Source organism: Streptomyces sp. PA03-5A (assembly GCF_033792725.1).
Taxonomy (GTDB): domain Bacteria; phylum Actinomycetota; class Actinomycetes; order Streptomycetales; family Streptomycetaceae; genus Actinacidiphila.
In genome coordinates this window covers 46,257-62,977 of the sequence record NZ_JARAVL010000032.1, presented here as the reverse complement: position 1 = coordinate 62,977, position 16,721 = coordinate 46,257, and the positions used below count along the sequence as shown (strand labels likewise).

The following is a 16,721-nucleotide window of genomic DNA, read 5'->3' as shown; positions in this document are numbered from 1 at the left end:
CGGCGGTGAACCGGCGGGGGGCGTGGTGCGTGGTCGTGGTGACCGGATTCTCCAAGGACCGTCCGGAGGTCCCCTGTGCCCGAGATCAAAATCGACTACGACGTCCTCAACGCGGCGAAGCGCGACCTGGAAGCCCTGGCGGGCGAGATCGACCCGCTCATCAACAAGGGCGTCTTCGGCCGCCTCGGCTCGGGCAGCGGTGAGGCGGAGGCGATCCTCGGGCACGAGGGCGTCGCCAGTGCGATGTCGCTCTTCCACACCAACGCCAGCAGCACGATGAAACGCGCGGACAAGGGCCTGAAGGAGCTGGCCTCCGCGTTCGGCGGCGTGGGCGAGGCGTTCCGCGAGTTCGACTCCGAGCTGGGCGCCGAGATCGGTGTGATGAGCGCCAATCTGCACGTTCAGAACTGGCGGCAGAAGAAGGACCTGTGGGACTACAAGCAGAACCACCTCAAGGAGTGCGAGGGGCCCGGCGAACTGCCGGACTTCTGCTCCGCCACGAACCCCGGTGACACGCCCCCCGACTTCCACGTCGACACACCCAACGGTGGTTCGATCGACTCGCACGTGGAGGTCGACAAGGACGGCAACGTCACCAAGGAAGTGACCACCGTCAAGTACGACGGCAACACGTACAAATCCACCACCACCTACAACGGCCCGAGCTACACGACGGAGACCACCTATCCCGACGGCAGCACCGCGCACACGGTGGCCAACATCAACGGCGACGGCAGCGGCTCCATGACCGTCACCGGCAGCGACGGCAGCCACACCGAGTACACCCGCGGCCCGAAGGGCTCCGACGGCAAGACGCCGGAGTGGACGTGGTCCGGCGGCAACAAGCCGGGCGAGGACCCGCACGACCCGAAGAACCCCAACAACCCGGACACTCATCCGCAGAACCCGGGTACCCACGGCGGCACCAACCCGAAGATCGCCTGATCGGGGACACCACCCCCAGGCCAGTCATCAGAAGAGAAAGGCGATGCAATGCCCGCGATTCACATCGTTCCCGAGGACGTCCGGCAGCGGGCGGCGACTCACGCGGCCACCTGCCAGGAGTGGATGACCCGGCTCGGGAGCCTGAAGGGCCAGGTCGAGAGCATGCTCAACGACGAGCTGGTGCTGCCCCAGGCCAGCCCCGCCATCCGTGACGCCTACGAGCAGTTCACCGGCAGTCTCACCCAGGCCATCCACGGCCTGGAGAACTTCGGTGAGGCGTTCACCTCGATCGCCAAGGGCGCCGAGGACTTCGACACCCAGGTCGCGAACAACTTCAACAAGAAGTAGGGGACGCGCGCGAAGGGCCGGGCGGGAGTCGTCTCCCGTCCGGCCCTTCGCGGTGTCCGGGGCCCGTGCCGTGGCCCGCGCTCCGGTGCGGGCCACGGCTCGGGCGTCACTCCGTGCGGAGCGAGGTCAGCGGCACCTGGAGCGCCATCACCTCGTTGCCCGGTCCCGCGGTCCAGCCGCGGCCCGCATGGGGTGCCACCCGGGTGATGGCGTGCGGCAGCCGTACGCCGATCAGGTCCCCCTCGGTGGTGCTCTTCGGTCCGAGCAGCAGACCCCGGCGGGCCTTGCGGGCGCTGGACATCCAGCCGCTCATGCCGCCCTGGACACCGTCGGCGGTCGCGGCGTAGACGAGGCCGAGGCCCTGGTCGCGGCCGGACACCGTGATCTCCTTGAGGAGCTTGTCCGCGCCGGACATCGCCAGCAGGTCGGCGTCGTCGACCATCACCACCCGCGGGCCGGGCAGCGCGGCGAGCGCGGAGCGCACCGCCTCCTCGGTCGGTTCGGTGTCGGTGATGACGCGCACCGTGGTGTGCCGGCTGAGTCCGCGCAGCGGGGACTCGCGCGGGGTGAGGACGACCAGTGAGGTACCGCCGGCGAGCAGCGAGACCGCCAACGAGGCCAGCGTGTTGCTGCGCCCGGACCCCGTGGGGCCGATGACGCCGAACACCGCGGACGCGCCCGCGAGGTCGACGCCGACCGGCTCTCCCCCGTCGCCGCCGATGCCAAGCAGGCCCCACAGAGGCCGCCGCTGCCCCGCGGGCACCTTGTCGTAGACGTCGGCGAACTCCGCCGACCGCGGCAGCGAGGCCACCGTGAAGGGGCGCCGCTCCTGCGGCACCCGCGCGTCGCGCTTGAGCGCCGCGGCCCCGATCTTGCGCAGCGCCTCGACCTGCTCGGTGCCGCCGCCGGGGGCGAGCAGCGCGACCTGGGTCTCGGTGCCGGTCAGGACGTGCCAGCCGCGGCCGGGCGGGATCTCCGCCGGCAGCTTGCCGGGCTTCATGCCGACGGCCTGGACGTCGGAGCGGTCGCCGGGCCGCAGGAGCAGCCGGTGGTCGTTGTGCGCCGCCATGCGGCCGCTGAGCAGGGAGCGTTCGGAGGTGCCGATGAAGTGGATGCCCGCGCCGGCGCCCTCGCGGACCAGGCGGACCATGTCCTGGTACATGTGGCTGTACTCGTGCTCGTCGAGCATGGCCGACAGGGCGTCCCAGCCGTCGACCAGCAGCAGGATGTGCGCCGGGCGTTCGGCCTTCGGAAGCACCTTGCGGAGCTCGTCGATACCCGTGGCGCTGTGCCGCTGCGCCAGCTCCTGGCGGCTGACGAGTTCCTGGTTGAGCCGGCGCAGCAGCCGTTCCAGCCGCTCGGTGTCGTGGCGGGGGACGACGGCGCCGCAGTGCGGGAGCGTGGTGAGTGCGGCCAGGCCGCCGCCGGCCGCGTCGATGCCGTAGAAGTGCACGTCGGCGGTGCTCTGGTGGCGGGCGGCGGAACCGGCCAGGGTGCGCAGCACCTGGGTGCGGCCGGAGCGGGGCGCACCGATGACGTACAGGTGGCCGAAGCTGCTGAGGTCGGCGGCGGCCACGTGGCGCCGCTGCAGCTGCGGCACGTCCTCCAGGGCGTAGGGGATCAGCAGGCGTCCCTCGCGGACGGGATTCATCGCGTCGAGGTCGTCGAGCAGGACCCGGCGCTCCAGCGCGGGCAGCCAGGGGCTGGGCTGCGGGGTGTAGTCCTCCAGCTGGTCCACGGCCGTGCGGATCTCCTCCACCAGGACCTGGAGGTCGGTGGGGGCGGGTGCCTGGGCGCTCCGGGTGAGGACGACCTCGGACGCCGGCGGGGCCGCGGCCCGCCCGAGTGCGTCCCAGGACAGCTCCGACGCCACGACGGGCTTGCGCGCGCCGCTGTCGGCCTCGGTCTCCGCCTCGCTCTTTGGCCGCGGCCGTTCGGCGCCGACCCAGGCCGTCTGGAACGGCTCGGCGGACTTCGGCCCGCGCCGCACCAGGGCACGGCCGGGGGTGGTGGCGGAGATGTCGACGGCGTCGTTGACGTCGATGACGTCCTGGCTCTCGGACTGGTCGGTGACGCGCAGCGCGATCCGGAGGTTGGTGTTGGCGCGGATGTCCGCGGTCACCACACCGGCGGGACGCTGGGTGGCCAGGACCAGGTGGATGCCGAGCGACCGTCCGCGCTGGGCGATGCTGATGAGTCCGGGCACGAAGTCGGGCACCTCGCGCACCAGGGTGGCGAACTCGTCGATCACCAGCAGGAGCCGCGGAAGCGGCGCGAGGGTGGGGTCGGCGGCACGCTTGGCCTGGTACTCGGGGAGGTCCTTGGCGTTGGCCGCGGCCAGGACGTGCTCACGGCGCATCAGCTCGGCGCCCAGCGACTCCAGGGCGCGCTCGACCAGGTGGGCGTCGAGGTCGGTGACCATGCCGAGGGTGTGCGGCAGGTTCGCGCACTCCTTGAAGGCGCTGCCGCCCTTGTAGTCGACGAGGACGAAGGTCAGCTCGTCGGGCCGGTTGGCGGCGGCGAGGGAGGCGACGAAGGTCTGCAGCAGCTCGGACTTTCCGGAGCCGGTGGTGCCGGCGACCAGTCCGTGCGGGCCGTCCTGCACGAGGTCGAGGGAGAACGGGCCCTCGAAGCCGCTGCCGAGCACGAAGGAGGTGGCGGAGGGCCGGGAGCGCCAGCCCGCCAGGATCTTCTCGGCGCTGGGCGGTTCCTGGTTCAGCAGGTCCAGCAGCTTCACCCGCTGCGGGAGTCCCGCGTCGTGCTCGGGGCTGACGTCGCGGACCGGCGCCACGGCGCGGGCGACCTGCTCGCACCACTCGGGCGTGACGTGGTCGGCGCGGACCCCCGGGACGTCGGGCGTGCCGGGGCGCTTGACGGTGAGCCGGCCGGCCTCGGCGAGCACCACACCGGTGCTCTCCTCGGGCAGCAGCCGCTCCTGGTCGTCGAGGCACAGGCTGAAGACGCGTACGGCCGGGCCCTCGGTGAGGACCTGGACCATGCCGGGCACGTCGCGCAGCCGCCGGGCACCGTCGGCGATCACCAGGACGTCGGGGCCTACGGGGGCGGCGTTGCGGTCGGAGCGCGTGGCCCGCTTGCGCACCTGGATCTGCGCGACCAGTTCCGACACGCGGGCCGCGGTCGACTCTGGGTCGTTGCCGATCAGGACGAGCGGGCCGCCTGGCGCGGCGGGCCGCACGTGCGGGAGCCAGCGCACCCAGGCCCAGTCGCCGGCGCGGCTGGAATCGGTGAGCAGCACGATCCGCAGGTCGCGGGGAGTGTGCAGCACCGCCGCCTGCACGGCCATCCAGCGAGCGAGCGGCTGCACCTCGGCGGCGGGGCCGGCCACGCCCACCACGCCATGGCCACTGAGGTCCATGGCGATAGGGGCGTCGGGGATGTTCCAGCGGATGGTGCGGTGGTTCTCGTCCCGGGCGGGGTCCTCGAGTTCGCGCAGCGAGGGCTGGTCGGCGGTGCCCAGCCGCAGCACGAGGTGGTCGGGGTCGTGGCGGCGCCGCTCCCAGAGCCGGCTGCCCGGCCCGGTGGCCATCAGGGCGACGGCGGCGGGGTCGGGGCCGGTGACATGGCGTACCCGGCGCTCGCGGGCGACGGCCTCGCGGACGCCGTCCTCGACCACGATCCGGCGCCGGTTGTACTGCCGGTCCGCCTCCTCGTACTCCTTGCGGGCGGTGCGCCGGCCGGTGACCCAGTTGGAGACCATCATCATCGGGCCGAGCAGGATGAAGGCGAGGAAGTAGTACGACTTGAAGATGGCGACCATGAAGAAGCCCATGATCACCGGGGCGATCATCATGGCCGCGGGGAAGGGCCGCTTGGCGGGGGGCGAGGGCGGCGAGGGCAGCCGCACCCGCTCGCCGTCCAGGTGCGGGGCGATGCGCGGCGGGCGGTTGTAGTCGATGCCGAAGCCGTCCGCGGACTCGGTGACGGCGGCGTCCGCCTCGACCGGCGCGCTCATCCTCAGCAGGACGGAGCCGACGGTCAGGTCCTCGCCGGGCGGCCACGGCACCGGCTGCCCCTGGGCGGCGGTGCGCTCGGTGGTGACCTTGTGCGGACGGGTGCGGCGCAGGGCGGTGACCGCGTCGTCCGGCGGGGGCGCGGCAACCCGGCCGCGCACGTCGTCACCGGGCGCGGTGCTGGTGCGGTGCCAGTGGGCGGAGCCGTCGGCGCCGACCGTCACCCACAGGCCGCCCTCGGGGACGCCGTCGCCCTCGAGACGGATCGCGCAGAGCGGTCCGGAGCCGGCCTCGTGGCTGCCGAACCCGAGCCGCCAGGTGCGCCCGGCCTGCGGTCCGGAGACCACGTGGACCTCGGCGAGCACCGGTCCGGCGTCGGTCCCGGCGCCGACGCGTACCCGGTCGGGGTCTTTGCCGGGGGCACCCAGGCCCAGGACGCCGCCTTCGCGCAGTCCCGCCGCATCGACGGGCGCGTCGGGGTCGAGCCGGCGGCCGTCGAGGTAGAGGTCGCGGCTTCGCGCCCCGTCCAAGGCCTCCGAGAGGTCCGCGACGGTGGTGCGCGGTGGCAGCCCTACGAGGTGGTCGCGGCGCGCGCCGTCCGCGCCGTCGACGGTGGTGATGGTGAGGTTCACGGTCTTCCCAGTTCGGGCGTCACGAGGACGAGGAGCGTGCGGTGGCGGCGGAGACGCCCGCCGGTCCGAATGCGGTCGGCTCGGCGAGGTCGCCGTCCTCGTCGCCGTGTTCGGTGGCGGCGGGGGCGGGCTCGGGGCGGGGGGCGGCCGGGGCGGGCTCGGGGCGGGGGGCGGTCGCGGAGACGGCCATGGCGGTGGGCGGGAGTCCGGTCTCGACGAGGTCGTCGTCGGCCGACAGGGTGCCGAGCAACTTCGGCGGGTTCGGACCGGAGCCACCGTCGTCCCCGGGGACGGGCGGCAGGGTGCGTACCAGCCGGGCGACGGCGCGGGCCAGGGGCAGCGCGTCGACGGTGAGGGCGGGCGGGCCTCCGTGCAGGCGCAGGTGGCCGTCCCGGTCCGCTTCCAGGATCAGGGTGCTGTGGTGGGCCACGCCCAGGGTGAGCAGGCGCACGCGGGCCGGACGGTTGCGCTCCGGTGCCTCGGCGCTCACGGCGTAGCCGGCGTCGAGCCGCTCGAAGACGTCGGTGGGGCCGTCGTGCCGGGGGTGCACCCCGGCGCCGACCACGACGCGACCAGCGGGGAGGCGGGCGTCGAGCTGGGCCGCGAGGGCCTGCAGGACCGCGCGGGCGGTGCGCCGCTCGCCGGTGACGGAGACCGCCGGGGGAACGGCCGTCAGGTCGAGGAGCACCGCGTCCGTACCGGCCCTGCCGAGGCAGACGAGCACGGGGGCCTCGCCGCCGTGCCCGGTCTCCGGTGCGGTGCCGAGGTCGGCGCGGCCGATCCACCACAGGCGCGGCTCGGCCGCGTCGCGGGCCCAGGGTTCGGGCAGCGCGCCCTCGCCGTGGCCGTGGGCGACGTACACGCCGACGACGTCGGTGCCCAGCAGCGTCGCGTACGGCCGGGCGCCGGGCCGTTCGGCGGCGGCGCGGCGCAGCGCGGTCGCCGCATCCGTCCACCCGGCGTCGTCGCGCAGCAGGCGCGCGAGCACACGCAGGCCGCTGCGGTGCCGCACCTGCGTGCGGACGGGCGTGGCGAAGGCGCGTGCGGCCGTCGTCAGTTCGCGCACGACACGGCGGCGCAGTGCGCCCCAGCCCCCCTTGCGGCGGACGAGCCAGTGCGCCACCACGACGACGAGGATCAGCAGACCGATGAGCGCGATGAGCCGGGTCCAGCCGGCGGGGACGTTCACGCGGCCACTCCGTCCACGCCGCGGCGGGCGAGTTCGGCCCTCAGGGCCCGCACGCCGTGGTGGGTCCGGGACTTGACGGTGCCCCGCGGTACGCCCATCTCGGCGGCGGCGTCGGCCCCGGTCTGGTCCATCACGTGCACCCGGACCACGGCCTCGCGGTGCGCGGGCGGCAGGGCGCTCAGCGCGGCGAGGAGCACGGACCGGTCCTCGACGAGACCGGCGTGGTCGCCGGCGTGGTCGAGCGCGGTGCCCGCGAAGTCCGCGGCGGTGATGCCGACGGGCACGGAGCGGTCGCGGCGGCGATGGTCGACGACCAGGTTGCGGGCGACCCGGAAGAGCCACATGCGGACCGGACGCTCGTGCACGTCCAGCCGCCCGGCGCGCTGCAGGGCACGCAGCAGGGTCTCCTGCAGCACGTCCTCCGCGGCATGCACGTCGCGGCCCATGAGGCCGGTGACGAACCTCCGGAGACTGTCCCGCTCGGCGATGATCAGGCTGGCGACAGCACTGTGTTCGTCGGCGCCGCCGGTGTCGTGGTCCGCGAGGATGTCCGCCTCGCCCTCACGACAGTCGGACTCGTTCACACACATGGCGTAAAGATTAAGCTGCTGAACGAGATGCTCTGACCACAGTGTTGGCGCATATTCGATCATTCACTGTCACACTTGGTGAAATCTTAAACTATTGTTCACCTTGCCGAAATCGAAGGGCGGACGCGCGCCCTACGCTTCCGCGCAGATTCCCGAGCCGACAGGAGACCACGTGCCTCCCCATCCCGATCCACGGGACCCCGAGGTTCTCGACGGGGCCACGCCCCGTTTCGCGGACACCTTCGCCCGACGCCCCTCGCTGCCGCACCGGCGGCTGCTGCCGGACAGGCGGGCGTGGAGCGTTCTGGCGACCACGTCGGCCGTCATCGGCTGCGCGGTACTGGTCGTGCCCTTGATGGCACGAATTGACGTGCTGCCCGACGGGGGCGGCAAGGGCGACCCGGTGGCGGCCGTCCAACCCAGCGCTTCGCAGAGCGGCGTCCTGCCGGCGTCGCCCGGCACGAACGGAACCAAGGGCTCCCCCGCCGGGGGCGGCAACGTCCCGCCGGCCTCCGGGCCCCGGGGAGGCACGAACGGCGGGGGCGCGGCGGGCGGCACCGGCAGCACCGGCGGCGGCCTTCCGGCAGTGGGCGGTGAACCCGGCAGCACCGGAGGCGGCGGGAGCACCGGAAGCGGCGGGAGCGGCGGCGGTTCGGCCACCGGCGGCGGTTCGGCCTCCGGCGGTTCCGGCGGCTCGTCGGGCTCCACATCGGGTTCGTCGGCCGGCCAGCCCACACCCAGCAAGACGCAGCAGCCCGCCATCGTGCCCGGCGTGCGGATCCGCAGTTCGCAGAGCGGCCGCTGCATCGCGGTCAGCGGCGCGAAGAACAGCACCGGCCGCGACGGCGCCCGGCTGCAGATCCAGGACTGCGACGGCGGCGCCTGGCAGAAGTGGGACTTCCGCTCCGACGGGACCGTACGCGCCTTCGGCATGTGCATGGACCTGGCCGCCGCCTCGTTCACGGACGGTGCGGTCATACAACTGGCCCGCTGCAACGGCGGCTGGGCCCAGCAGTTCAGGCTCAACACGTCCAGCGACCTGACGAACAAGAACAAGTGCGTCGACGTGGTCGACAAGGGCACGGCCGCCGGCACCCCGCTCCAGCTGTGGACGTGCTACGGGACGAAGAACCAAAAGTGGTACAAGTCCTGACAAACCGCACATGACAAACCGCACGTGATGCCGTCCCCGACCCTCCTCGGGGCGGGGACGGCGTTCACGTCACGGCGGACGGGGTCGGGGGTCGTAGGTCGGCCCGCCCGTCAGCCCCGGCCGTCCGCCAGCACCACCGAGCGCGTCAGGTGGCGGGGCGCGTCCGGGTCGAGGCCGCGTGCGGCACCGAGCGCGGCGGCCAGCCGCTGGACGACGACCAGGTCGGCGAGCGGGTCGCGCCCCAGGGCCACCAGGCGTCCGCCGGTGCGGGCGATCTCCCCCGCCAGCCCGGCCGGGAGGTCCGCGGGGTCGCCGAACCACCAGGCCACCCGGCCGGGCCCGGTGACGCTGATCGGGCCGTGCCGGTACTCCATGACCGGGTACGCCTCCGTCCAGGCGCCGGCCGCCTCCCGCATCTTGAGCGCCGCCTCCTGCGCGACGCCGTAGGCCCAGCCGCGGCCGAGGAAGGTGAACTGCTCGGTCTCCAGCAGCCCGTCGGGCAGCGGCGCGGCGAGCGCCGCCTCCGCCTGGGCGGGCAGTCCGGTCAGGTCCTCCCCCAGCAGGGCGCGCAGCAGGACGAGTTCGGTGGTGGCGAAGCGCGTCTGGACGACCGAGGTCTCGTCGGCGAAGTCCAGCACCACCGCCGCGCCGGCCAGCTCCATGACCGGGGTGGCGGGATCGGCGGTGACCGCCACCGTGGGGGTGGTGCCGCGCAGCCGGGTCAGCACCTCCAGCACCTCGGTCGTCGTGCCGGACCGGGTAAGGGCGACGACCCGGTCGTACGCCCGGCCGGCCGGCATCTCCGAAGCGGCGAAGGCGTCCGTCTCACCCTGCCCCGCGGTCTCGCGGAGCAGGGCATAGGCGTGCGCCATGAACCACGAGGTGCCGCAGCCCACCACCGCCACCCGTTCACCGGCCCGGGGCATCGCGGCGCGCCACGCCGCCGTCTCCGCGTCGTCCGCGAGCCCGATGGCGCGGCGCCAGCACTCCGGCTGGGTCCGTATCTCGGTCTCGGTCCTGCTCTCGCTCATCGATGGACTCCGTCCCTGTCCGGCGGCCCTTGACACCGAGCACGCCCGGTCGAGCATCATGTGTGAAGTTGCTCGACCCTAGCAATTTTCCTGCAGAAAATTGCATGCAGCTTCATACGGTGGCGGGACGGCGGAAGGGGGAGACGGCCGGTGCGACGGCAGGCCAGGTCAGGCGCGGACGACTTCCACGCCCGCCGCCGCGAAGGGCTCGGTGAGCGCGGTCGGGGCGTCCCGGTCCGTCACCAGGACGTCGACCTCCTCGACCGGGCAGATCCGCGCGAAGGCACGCTTCCCCAACTTGGAGGCATCGGCGACGACCACGACCCGCTCGGCGCGCCGGGCGAGCGCACGGTTGATGCTCGCCTCGCCCTCGTGCCGGGCCGCCGCGCCATGGGTGACGTCGATGGCGTCCACGCCGAGGAAGACCAGGTCGAGGGTGAGCTGCGCGAGGAGTTCCGCGGCCAGCGGCCCGATCAGCTCGTACGAGGCCGGCCGGGCGACACCGCCGGTCACCACCAGCTTCACGTGCCGCCGGACGGCCAGTTCACCGGCGATGTTCAGCGCGTTGGTGACGACGGTCAGCGCGGTCTCGGTGCCGCTGTCGCCGAGGTCGGCGCGCGCGGCGAGGGCGCGGGCGACCTCGGTGGTCGTGGTGCCGCCGTTGAGTCCGACCACCGTGCCCGGCTTCACCAGGGCCGCCGCCGCCCGGGCGATGCGCTCCTTCTCCGGGGCGTTGCGGGCGGCCTTGTAACGCAGTGGCAGGTCATAGGCGATCGCGTTGATCACGGCGCCGCCGTGGGTGCGGGTGACCATGTTCTGCCGGGCCAGTTCGTCCAGGTCGCGCCGGATCGTCGCGGCGGACACCGCCAGTTCGGCTGCTGCGGCCTCGACCTCGACGCTCCCGTCGCGGGTCAGCATCTCCAGCAGCGCGCTCCATCGGGCCTGTGGTCCCGCCATCTCCTCGCCCCCTGTCGGTGGGTGTGCCGGCCCGGCGCCGCGCCCACGCGTGGCAGCGCACACTTCTGCGCCTTTTCCAGGTCGAACCATCATCTTCGCTCAACATCATTCCATCGAGAGGTCGCCGCGTCATGCCGCTGGTCCCCACCGCCGAACTCGTCCGCGCGGCGCACGCCGACCGGCGCGGGATCGGCGCCTTCAACGTCATCACCCTGGAGCACGCCGAGGCGGTCGTCGCCGGCGCGGAGGCGGCCGGACGCCCCGCGGTCTGCCAGATCAGCGAGAACGCGGTCCGTTTCCACGGTGGTTCCCTCGCCCCGATCGCCCGCGCGACCGCCGCGGTGGCCGAGTCGGCCGCGGTCCCCGTGGGCCTCCACCTCGACCACGTCACCGACGAGGCCCTGCTGCGCCGTGCCGCGGACTGCGGCTTCGGCTCCGTGATGTACGACGCGTCCACCCTCCCCCACGAACGCAACGTCGCCGCCACGCGCGCCGCGGCGGACTGGGCGCACGACCACGGTCTGTGGCTGGAGGCCGAACTCGGCGAGATAGGCGGCAAGGACGGCGTGCACGCCCCAGGGGCCCGCACCGACCCCGACGAGGCTGCCGCCTTCGTGACCGCCACCGGGATCGACGCCCTCGCGGTCGCCGTCGGCAGCTCGCACGCCATGACGACCCGCACGGCACGGCTCGACCACGACCTGATCGCCCGTCTCCGCGGTGCGGTGACCGTCCCGCTGGTCCTGCACGGCTCCACCGGCGTCCCCGACGACGAACTGCGGCGCGCCGTCGCCGCGGGCATGGTCAAGATCAACATCGGTACGGCACTCAACATCGCCTTCACCGGCGCGGTGCGCGGCTTCCTTTCGGCCGACTCCGCCACCGTCGACCCGCGGCGCTACCTCTCCTCCGCGCGCACGCAGATGGCCGCCGCCGTCGAGAGCGCCCTGCGGGTCCTCGGCTGACGCAGGACGCAGGACGCCGGACGCTGGTCGGCGGGCGGCGGGCGGCGGGCGGCGGACGGGTCAGCGCCGGCCCGCCGCCTGGAGTTGGCGGAGCGTCCAGCCGCGCCCCCGCACGTCCAGCGGGCGCGTGGCGGCGGTGAACAACTCCGCGGCGCGCCGGTAGGAGAGCCGCCCGCGGCCGGTGCGGAACAGCGGCCCGTCGACCCGCCCGAGGGCGAGCAGCGGCAGCAACCGGGCCGATCCGTCCCCCCAGCGCAGCGGCACCCCGGTGCTCCGGCGGGTGCGGCGGTCCGGCAGGTCGAGGTCGTCGACGTCCAGCGCGAGCAGCCGTTCGATGGTGGCCCCGGTCTCGTGGAGCAGATGCCAGAACGCCTGCTCCCGCAGCGGCGCGGACAGCCGGAGCACCTCACGCACCTGGTCGGCGCCGAGTCCGGCCCCGGCTCGGCGTGCCTTCGGCACGGGCAGCGCCCGCAGGTCCTGCGTGGGGTCGCCCGACAGCCAGCCCTGCGCACGCCACCACGTCACGGCGCTGCAGAGCACCGACAGTTCACGGTTGGCGGTGCGGGCACCGACCGCCGCGGACCGTGCCGTGAAGGCCTCGCGTAGCCGCCCCGCGGTACCCGGTGCGTCGAGCAGGGCCAGCGGTACCGCCGGGGGCTCGGCGTTACGGCGCCCTCCGCCGACGGGCAGGGGGCGGTCGACGAGCCCCCAGGCCCAGGTGGCCAGCGCGATCCGGTAGACCCGCCGCGAGCCTGCGCCCAGCCCGGAGGCGGCGAGGAAGCGGTCGACAGCGACGGCGTACTCCACCGGCTGGGTCATGCGACGCCCCTCCCCTGTCGATCCCGAGATCGACCGCAGTAAATCACCCTGCGGTGTGAACTGCTGCCATCCTAAATTGATTCGACCCGACTCAATAATTTCTTTCGCGGGCCTGGCGTGTCGCCGCGCGCCCCTTGCACGCTGCGCCCATGGCATTCGATCTCCGCCCCGCGGTCCTGCGCGAACGCGACTTCCGGCGCTTCTTCATCGGCTACACCACATCGTTGTTCGGATCGTCGATGGCGTCGGTCGCGCTGGCCTTCGCGGTCCTGGAGACCGGCGGCGGGGGCACCGAGCTCGGCCTGGTCCTCGCGGCGCGGATCCTGCCGCTGGTGCTGGTCCTGCTCGCCGGAGGCGTCCTCACCGACCGGTGGGGCAGCCGGCAGGTGATGCTCGCCGCGGACGTCACCCGCTGCCTCACCCAGGCCGGCCTCGCCCTGGCCCTCCTCGGCGGTGATCCGCACATGGTCACGCTGATCGCGCTGGTCGTCGTCTGGGGCGCGGCCGAGGCCCTGTTCACCCCGGCTCTCGACGCGCTCGTCCCCCGCATCGTGCCGGGTGACGCGCTCTCCGACGGCAACGCGCTGCTCGGCGTGGCCCGATCGGCGGCCTCGATCGCGGGCCCGGCGATCGCGGGCGTCCTGACGGCGGCCGCGGGCGCCTCCGCGGTCCTCGCCGTGGACGCCGTGAGCTACGGGGTGAGCGTCGTGGCCCTGCTCCTGCTGCCGCGGACCGTCCGGGCCGCGGGGCCTGCCTCGTCCTTCGTCGCGGAGCTGCGCGAGGGCTGGACGGAGTTCCGCTCCCGGACCTGGCTGTGGGTCACCTCGGTCCACGTCTGCCTGTTCAACCTTTTCGTGTGGGCGCCGTTCCTCGTCCTCGGGCCGCTGGTCGCCCAGCGGAATCTCGGCGGGCCGAGCTCCTGGGGCCTGGTCATGGCCCTGTACGGGGCGGGAGCAGTGGCGGGCGGCGTGGCGATGCTGGGGCGCCGGCCCCGCCGGCCGCTGTTCGTGGGCACGGCCGCCACCCTGGGCTGGGCCATGCCGTCGGCCGCCCTCGCCACCGGGCTGCCGCTGCCCTGGATCTGCGCCGCCGCGCTGGCGGCCGGAGTCGGCTCGGCCGTGTGCGGCACCCTCTACGCCACGGCCACGCAGTCCCAGGTGCCGCCAAGTGCGCTCGCCCGGGTCAGCGCCTACGGCACCTTCGGCGCCTTCGCGCTCGGGCCGGTGGGCCTCGCGGCGGCCGGTCCGGTGTCCGTCCTGTTCGGCGTCGCGGGGGTGCTGGGCTTCGGTGCGGTCTGGCAACTCGCGGCCGTGGCCCTGGTCCTGACGCTTCCCGCCGTACGGGCGGCCCTCCCGCGGCCCGGGTCGACGGCCCCGGCCCCCGGCGGGGAGCAACAGGGCGTGGGCAGCCCCTCCCCCTCGTCCTGAGCCCTGCGGGGCCGTCAGGGGCGGTCGTGGGTCATGTGCGTCACGGTCGAGGTCGGGGTCACGCTGCGCCGGTGAACAGCGGCGTGCGGCGCCCGGCCGGACGGGGGCAAGGTGCAGCGTGAGCGTGTCGACCGCCCGGCGTCGAGCGCCGGGCCGATCGTGACGCCGCCGGCCATGAGGACGACGTCGAGGTCGTCACCGCGGAGCTCACGCGCGGCGGCGAGGCCGTGACGAAGCCGTCGAGGGGGACCGCGAGGTCCCGGGCTGCCGGATCCGAATCGGGTTGCCGTCGACCTGCGGGAACCGTTAGCGTCCCCCGGCCGACCGGGTGTCACCGGCCGGCTTCGTCGACGAGGAGGTGTGCGGCACATGTGCAGGAGTGCCCGGCAGTCGGTCCCGCGTTCCCTTTCCCACCTCCTCACGACGGAGACACCTTGTCCATGCGCATCACCCCACTGACCGACCCCGCTCACGGCCCGTCCGGCTACCGGCTGGCGTGGCTGGCGAGCGACGCGGACGCGATTCCTCTCGGATCGGCGTTCCTGCGCCTGTTCAGCGGTCCCGGGCAGGAACACCTCACCGAACTGAAGCTCCACGTCCATCCGGTCGAGCGGCGCCGCGGCGTCGGCTCGCGGCTGCTCGCCGCGGCCGTGGCGGCTGCCCGGGCGGACGGCCGGCGTTGCGTCATCGCCCAGGCCGAGGCCGGTTCGCCCGGCGACCGTTTCCTCCTGGCACGGGGTTTCCGCAGGGCCCTCGCGCTGACGTTCGCCCGGCTCCCGATGGCCGACGTGGACATCAGTGCCCTCGGTGAACTCGTCGAGCGTCCGCACCCCGGATACCGGCTGGCGTCATGGCACGGGACCGTGCCCGATGACCTCGCCACGACGTTCGCCGCGTCACGCCGGGCCATGGACGACATGCCGATGGACGACGTCGCCTACGGCACGGTGACCTGGGACGTGGACCGGGTCCGTGCTGCCGCCCAAGCCGTCGAGGCGCGAGGGGAGTTGCTGCACACCGTGGTGGCCGTCGACGATGCGGACGGCTCCATCGCCGGGTTCACCGAGCTGGTCGTCCCGGGCGACGGCAAGGGCGACGGCCAGCACTACGGCACCGCAGTCCTGCCCGAGCACCGGGGACACGGCCTGGGGCGGTGGATGAAGGCCGAGTCGATCCGGCAGGCGCGCGAGCGCCACCCCGGACTCGACGGTCTGCTGACCGACACCGCCGACGGCAACCGGCCCATGCGGAACATCAACGACGCGCTGGGCTACCGACCCACGCACCGGGCGATCGAGTACCAGCTCGACCTGTAGGGCGCCGGGACGGGGCGCGGGCTCCTCCCTCGCCCCGTCTCAGACGAGCTGCAGCAGGCAGCCCGCCGTGAAGACCGCGACGAGCAGAAGCGCGGCGAACGCCGTCGTCAGCGCGACGCATGCCGCCTGGTCGCCGCCTGCGCCGCACCGCCGGGGGCGGTCCAGGGGCAGGTCGGCCCAGCAGACACCGGCGCCGGGGCGGACCGTCAGACCGTGGTCCGGCGCGAGGGCGGCGACGATCGGCAGGCCCCGGCCGTGTTCGGAGGTGCCGTGCGTGACGGCGTTGGTGACCAGCTCGGAGACGACCAGGAGGGCGTCGTCCGCGGCCTCCTCCGGCACCTCCGGCAGGTCCAGGGGGCTGCGCACCTGACGCCGCTGGGTGCCGAGCTCGCGCGGGCCGTGCCGGACGGGGAAGCACAGGACGGCGTCGTGCACCCGCCCGTGGCGCAGCCGCCACGGGCGGGGCGCCGCGGGCAGGACGTCCAGGAGTCGTTCCAGGCCGTAGCTGGTCCGACGGCCGGTCGGCACGCCACGACCGGCGTCCTCCGCGGCGGAAGGCCCTGCCTCCCACCACGGCGGAGGCCGGCGCACGTCAGCGGCCCGCGCTCTGGCCGCCGTCGACCGGGAGCACCACACCGGTCACGAAGGGCGCTCTCTCCAGGTACAGGACGGCCTCGACGATGTCGTCGATCTCGCCCATGCGTCCCACCGGGTGCAGGCCCGCCAGCATCTCGTGGGTCTCCACCGGGTGCATCGGGGTCTTGATCGTCCCCAGCGCCACCGCGTTCGCCCGGATGCCCTGCGTCGCGTACTCGGTCGCCAGCGCCTTCGTGGCCGACTGCAGGCCGCCCTTGGTCAGGGACGCCAGCACCGACGTCACCTTCGCGTCCGGCTGGTCCCCGAGGCTGCTGGAGATCTGGACGACGTGTCCCCCGCCCTGCTGGAGCATCCGCTCCACCGCCAGCTGCGTGACGCGGAAGAAGCCGTCCAGGTTCACCGCCATCACGGCCCGGTAGTCCTCCTCGGTGTACTCCGTGAACGGCTTGGCCACGAAGATCCCCGCGTTGTTGACCAGCGTGTCCACCCGGCCGAACCGCTCCACCGCCGTCGCGATCACCCGCTCCGCGGTGTCCCAGTCGGCGATGTCCCCGCGCACCGCCGCCACCCCCGGGTCCGCCGACTCGCCGATGTTCCGCGACGTGGCCACCACCGCGTACCCCAGCTTCCGGTACGCCTCGACCAGACCGGCACCGATGCCCTGCGACGCACCGGTGACGACCGCGACCTTCTGACCCTCAACGCTCATGACCTGCTCCCGACGGATGGGGTGTGGACTGCGCCGGCGAAGTAGCCGACCGGTCACCTATAACCGCGAGGA

General features: G+C 73.8%; 14 protein-coding genes. 6 read left to right on the top strand and 8 right to left on the bottom strand.

Annotated elements, in window-relative coordinates; genetic code table 11:
• The first annotated feature begins 75 nt into the window (after positions 1-75).
• Positions 76-945 carry a hypothetical protein gene (locus PV410_RS32680; protein ID WP_500329366.1) on the top strand — a complete coding sequence of 290 codons (870 nt, stop codon included), beginning with the start codon at positions 76-78 and terminating at the stop codon, positions 943-945.
• 48 nt (positions 946-993) lie between these two features.
• The gene (locus PV410_RS32675; protein WP_158689870.1) at positions 994-1,293 is read left to right on the top strand and encodes a hypothetical protein; all 300 of its coding nucleotides are present in this window, start codon (positions 994-996) and stop codon (positions 1,291-1,293) included.
• 106 nt (positions 1,294-1,399) lie between these two features.
• Here the strand turns inward: PV410_RS32675 and PV410_RS32670 are convergent, their stop codons facing one another.
• From PV410_RS32670 to PV410_RS32660, 3 genes are read right to left on the bottom strand one after another with little or no spacing between them, the layout of a single operon-like run.
• Positions 1,400-5,896, bottom strand: coding sequence for an FtsK/SpoIIIE domain-containing protein (locus PV410_RS32670; RefSeq protein ID WP_500329365.1), 4,497 nt, complete (start codon positions 5,894-5,896; stop codon positions 1,400-1,402).
• 19 nt (positions 5,897-5,915) lie between these two features.
• Positions 5,916-7,085: a hypothetical protein gene (locus tag PV410_RS32665; protein ID WP_500329364.1), complete on the bottom strand. Its 1,170-nt coding sequence runs from the start codon at positions 7,083-7,085 to the stop codon at positions 5,916-5,918.
• Entirely contained in the window at positions 7,082-7,675 is a 594-nt protein-coding gene (locus tag PV410_RS32660) for a sigma-70 family RNA polymerase sigma factor (protein WP_499509416.1), read from the bottom strand. The genes PV410_RS32665 and PV410_RS32660 overlap by 4 nt, the downstream gene beginning before the upstream one ends.
• Positions 7,676-7,847: 172 nt before the next feature.
• Here PV410_RS32660 and PV410_RS32655 point away from each other — a divergent pair, with 172 nt between their 5' ends.
• Positions 7,848-8,828 carry a ricin-type beta-trefoil lectin domain protein gene (locus PV410_RS32655; RefSeq protein ID WP_500329363.1) on the top strand — a complete coding sequence of 327 codons (981 nt, stop codon included), beginning with the start codon at positions 7,848-7,850 and terminating at the stop codon, positions 8,826-8,828.
• 110 nt (positions 8,829-8,938) lie between these two features.
• On the opposite strand, the gene PV410_RS32650 is transcribed toward PV410_RS32655, so the two are convergent.
• Both PV410_RS32650 and PV410_RS32645 read right to left on the bottom strand, forming a co-directional pair.
• Positions 8,939-9,859 (bottom strand): SIS domain-containing protein, encoded by a 921-nt coding sequence (locus tag PV410_RS32650; RefSeq protein WP_500329362.1) that lies wholly within the window; start codon positions 9,857-9,859, stop codon positions 8,939-8,941.
• 168 nt (positions 9,860-10,027) lie between these two features.
• Entirely contained in the window at positions 10,028-10,816 is a 789-nt protein-coding gene (locus PV410_RS32645) for a DeoR family transcriptional regulator (protein WP_500329361.1), read from the bottom strand.
• Between the two features lie 131 nt (positions 10,817-10,947).
• Here PV410_RS32645 and PV410_RS32640 point away from each other — a divergent pair, with 131 nt between their 5' ends.
• Positions 10,948-11,781 (top strand): class II fructose-bisphosphate aldolase, encoded by an 834-nt coding sequence (locus tag PV410_RS32640; protein WP_500329360.1) that lies wholly within the window; start codon positions 10,948-10,950, stop codon positions 11,779-11,781.
• 60 nt (positions 11,782-11,841) lie between these two features.
• Here PV410_RS32640 and PV410_RS32635 read toward each other — a convergent pair whose 3' ends face one another.
• On the bottom strand, positions 11,842-12,600 hold the full coding sequence (locus tag PV410_RS32635; protein ID WP_500329359.1) for a site-specific integrase: 759 nt from the start codon (positions 12,598-12,600) through the stop codon (positions 11,842-11,844).
• A 149-nt stretch (positions 12,601-12,749) separates the two neighbouring features.
• On the opposite strand from PV410_RS32635, the gene PV410_RS32630 reads away from it, so the two are divergent.
• Positions 12,750-14,027: an MFS transporter gene (locus PV410_RS32630; protein ID WP_500329358.1), complete on the top strand. Its 1,278-nt coding sequence runs from the start codon at positions 12,750-12,752 to the stop codon at positions 14,025-14,027.
• 434 nt (positions 14,028-14,461) lie between these two features.
• Positions 14,462-15,343, top strand: a complete 882-nt coding sequence (locus PV410_RS32625) for a GNAT family N-acetyltransferase (RefSeq protein ID WP_500329357.1) — start codon at positions 14,462-14,464, stop codon at positions 15,341-15,343.
• 39 nt (positions 15,344-15,382) lie between these two features.
• Here the strand turns inward: PV410_RS32625 and PV410_RS32620 are convergent, their stop codons facing one another.
• The gene (locus tag PV410_RS32620) at positions 15,383-15,871 is read right to left on the bottom strand and encodes an ATP-binding protein (RefSeq protein ID WP_500329356.1); all 489 of its coding nucleotides are present in this window, start codon (positions 15,869-15,871) and stop codon (positions 15,383-15,385) included.
• A 64-nt stretch (positions 15,872-15,935) separates the two neighbouring features.
• Positions 15,936-16,649 carry an SDR family NAD(P)-dependent oxidoreductase gene (locus tag PV410_RS32615; RefSeq protein ID WP_500329355.1) on the bottom strand — a complete coding sequence of 238 codons (714 nt, stop codon included), beginning with the start codon at positions 16,647-16,649 and terminating at the stop codon, positions 15,936-15,938.
• Between the last annotated feature and the right edge of the window lie 72 nt (positions 16,650-16,721).

What these genes read in the sequence shown, in the direction of transcription:
- PV410_RS32675 (WP_158689870.1), top strand. Translation starts at nt 994, where the DNA reads ATGCCCGCGATTCACATCGTTCCCGAGGACGTCCGGCAGCGGGCGGCG.
- PV410_RS32660 (WP_499509416.1), bottom strand. Translation starts at nt 7,675, where the DNA reads ATGTGTGTGAACGAGTCCGACTGTCGTGAGGGCGAGGCGGACATCCTC.
- PV410_RS32650 (WP_500329362.1), bottom strand. Translation starts at nt 9,859, where the DNA reads ATGAGCGAGAGCAGGACCGAGACCGAGATACGGACCCAGCCGGAGTGC.
- PV410_RS32645 (WP_500329361.1), bottom strand. Translation starts at nt 10,816, where the DNA reads ATGGCGGGACCACAGGCCCGATGGAGCGCGCTGCTGGAGATGCTGACC.
- PV410_RS32640 (WP_500329360.1), top strand. Translation starts at nt 10,948, where the DNA reads ATGCCGCTGGTCCCCACCGCCGAACTCGTCCGCGCGGCGCACGCCGAC.
- PV410_RS32635 (WP_500329359.1), bottom strand. Translation starts at nt 12,600, where the DNA reads ATGACCCAGCCGGTGGAGTACGCCGTCGCTGTCGACCGCTTCCTCGCC.
- PV410_RS32630 (WP_500329358.1), top strand. Translation starts at nt 12,750, where the DNA reads ATGGCATTCGATCTCCGCCCCGCGGTCCTGCGCGAACGCGACTTCCGG.
- PV410_RS32615 (WP_500329355.1), bottom strand. Translation starts at nt 16,649, where the DNA reads ATGAGCGTTGAGGGTCAGAAGGTCGCGGTCGTCACCGGTGCGTCGCAG.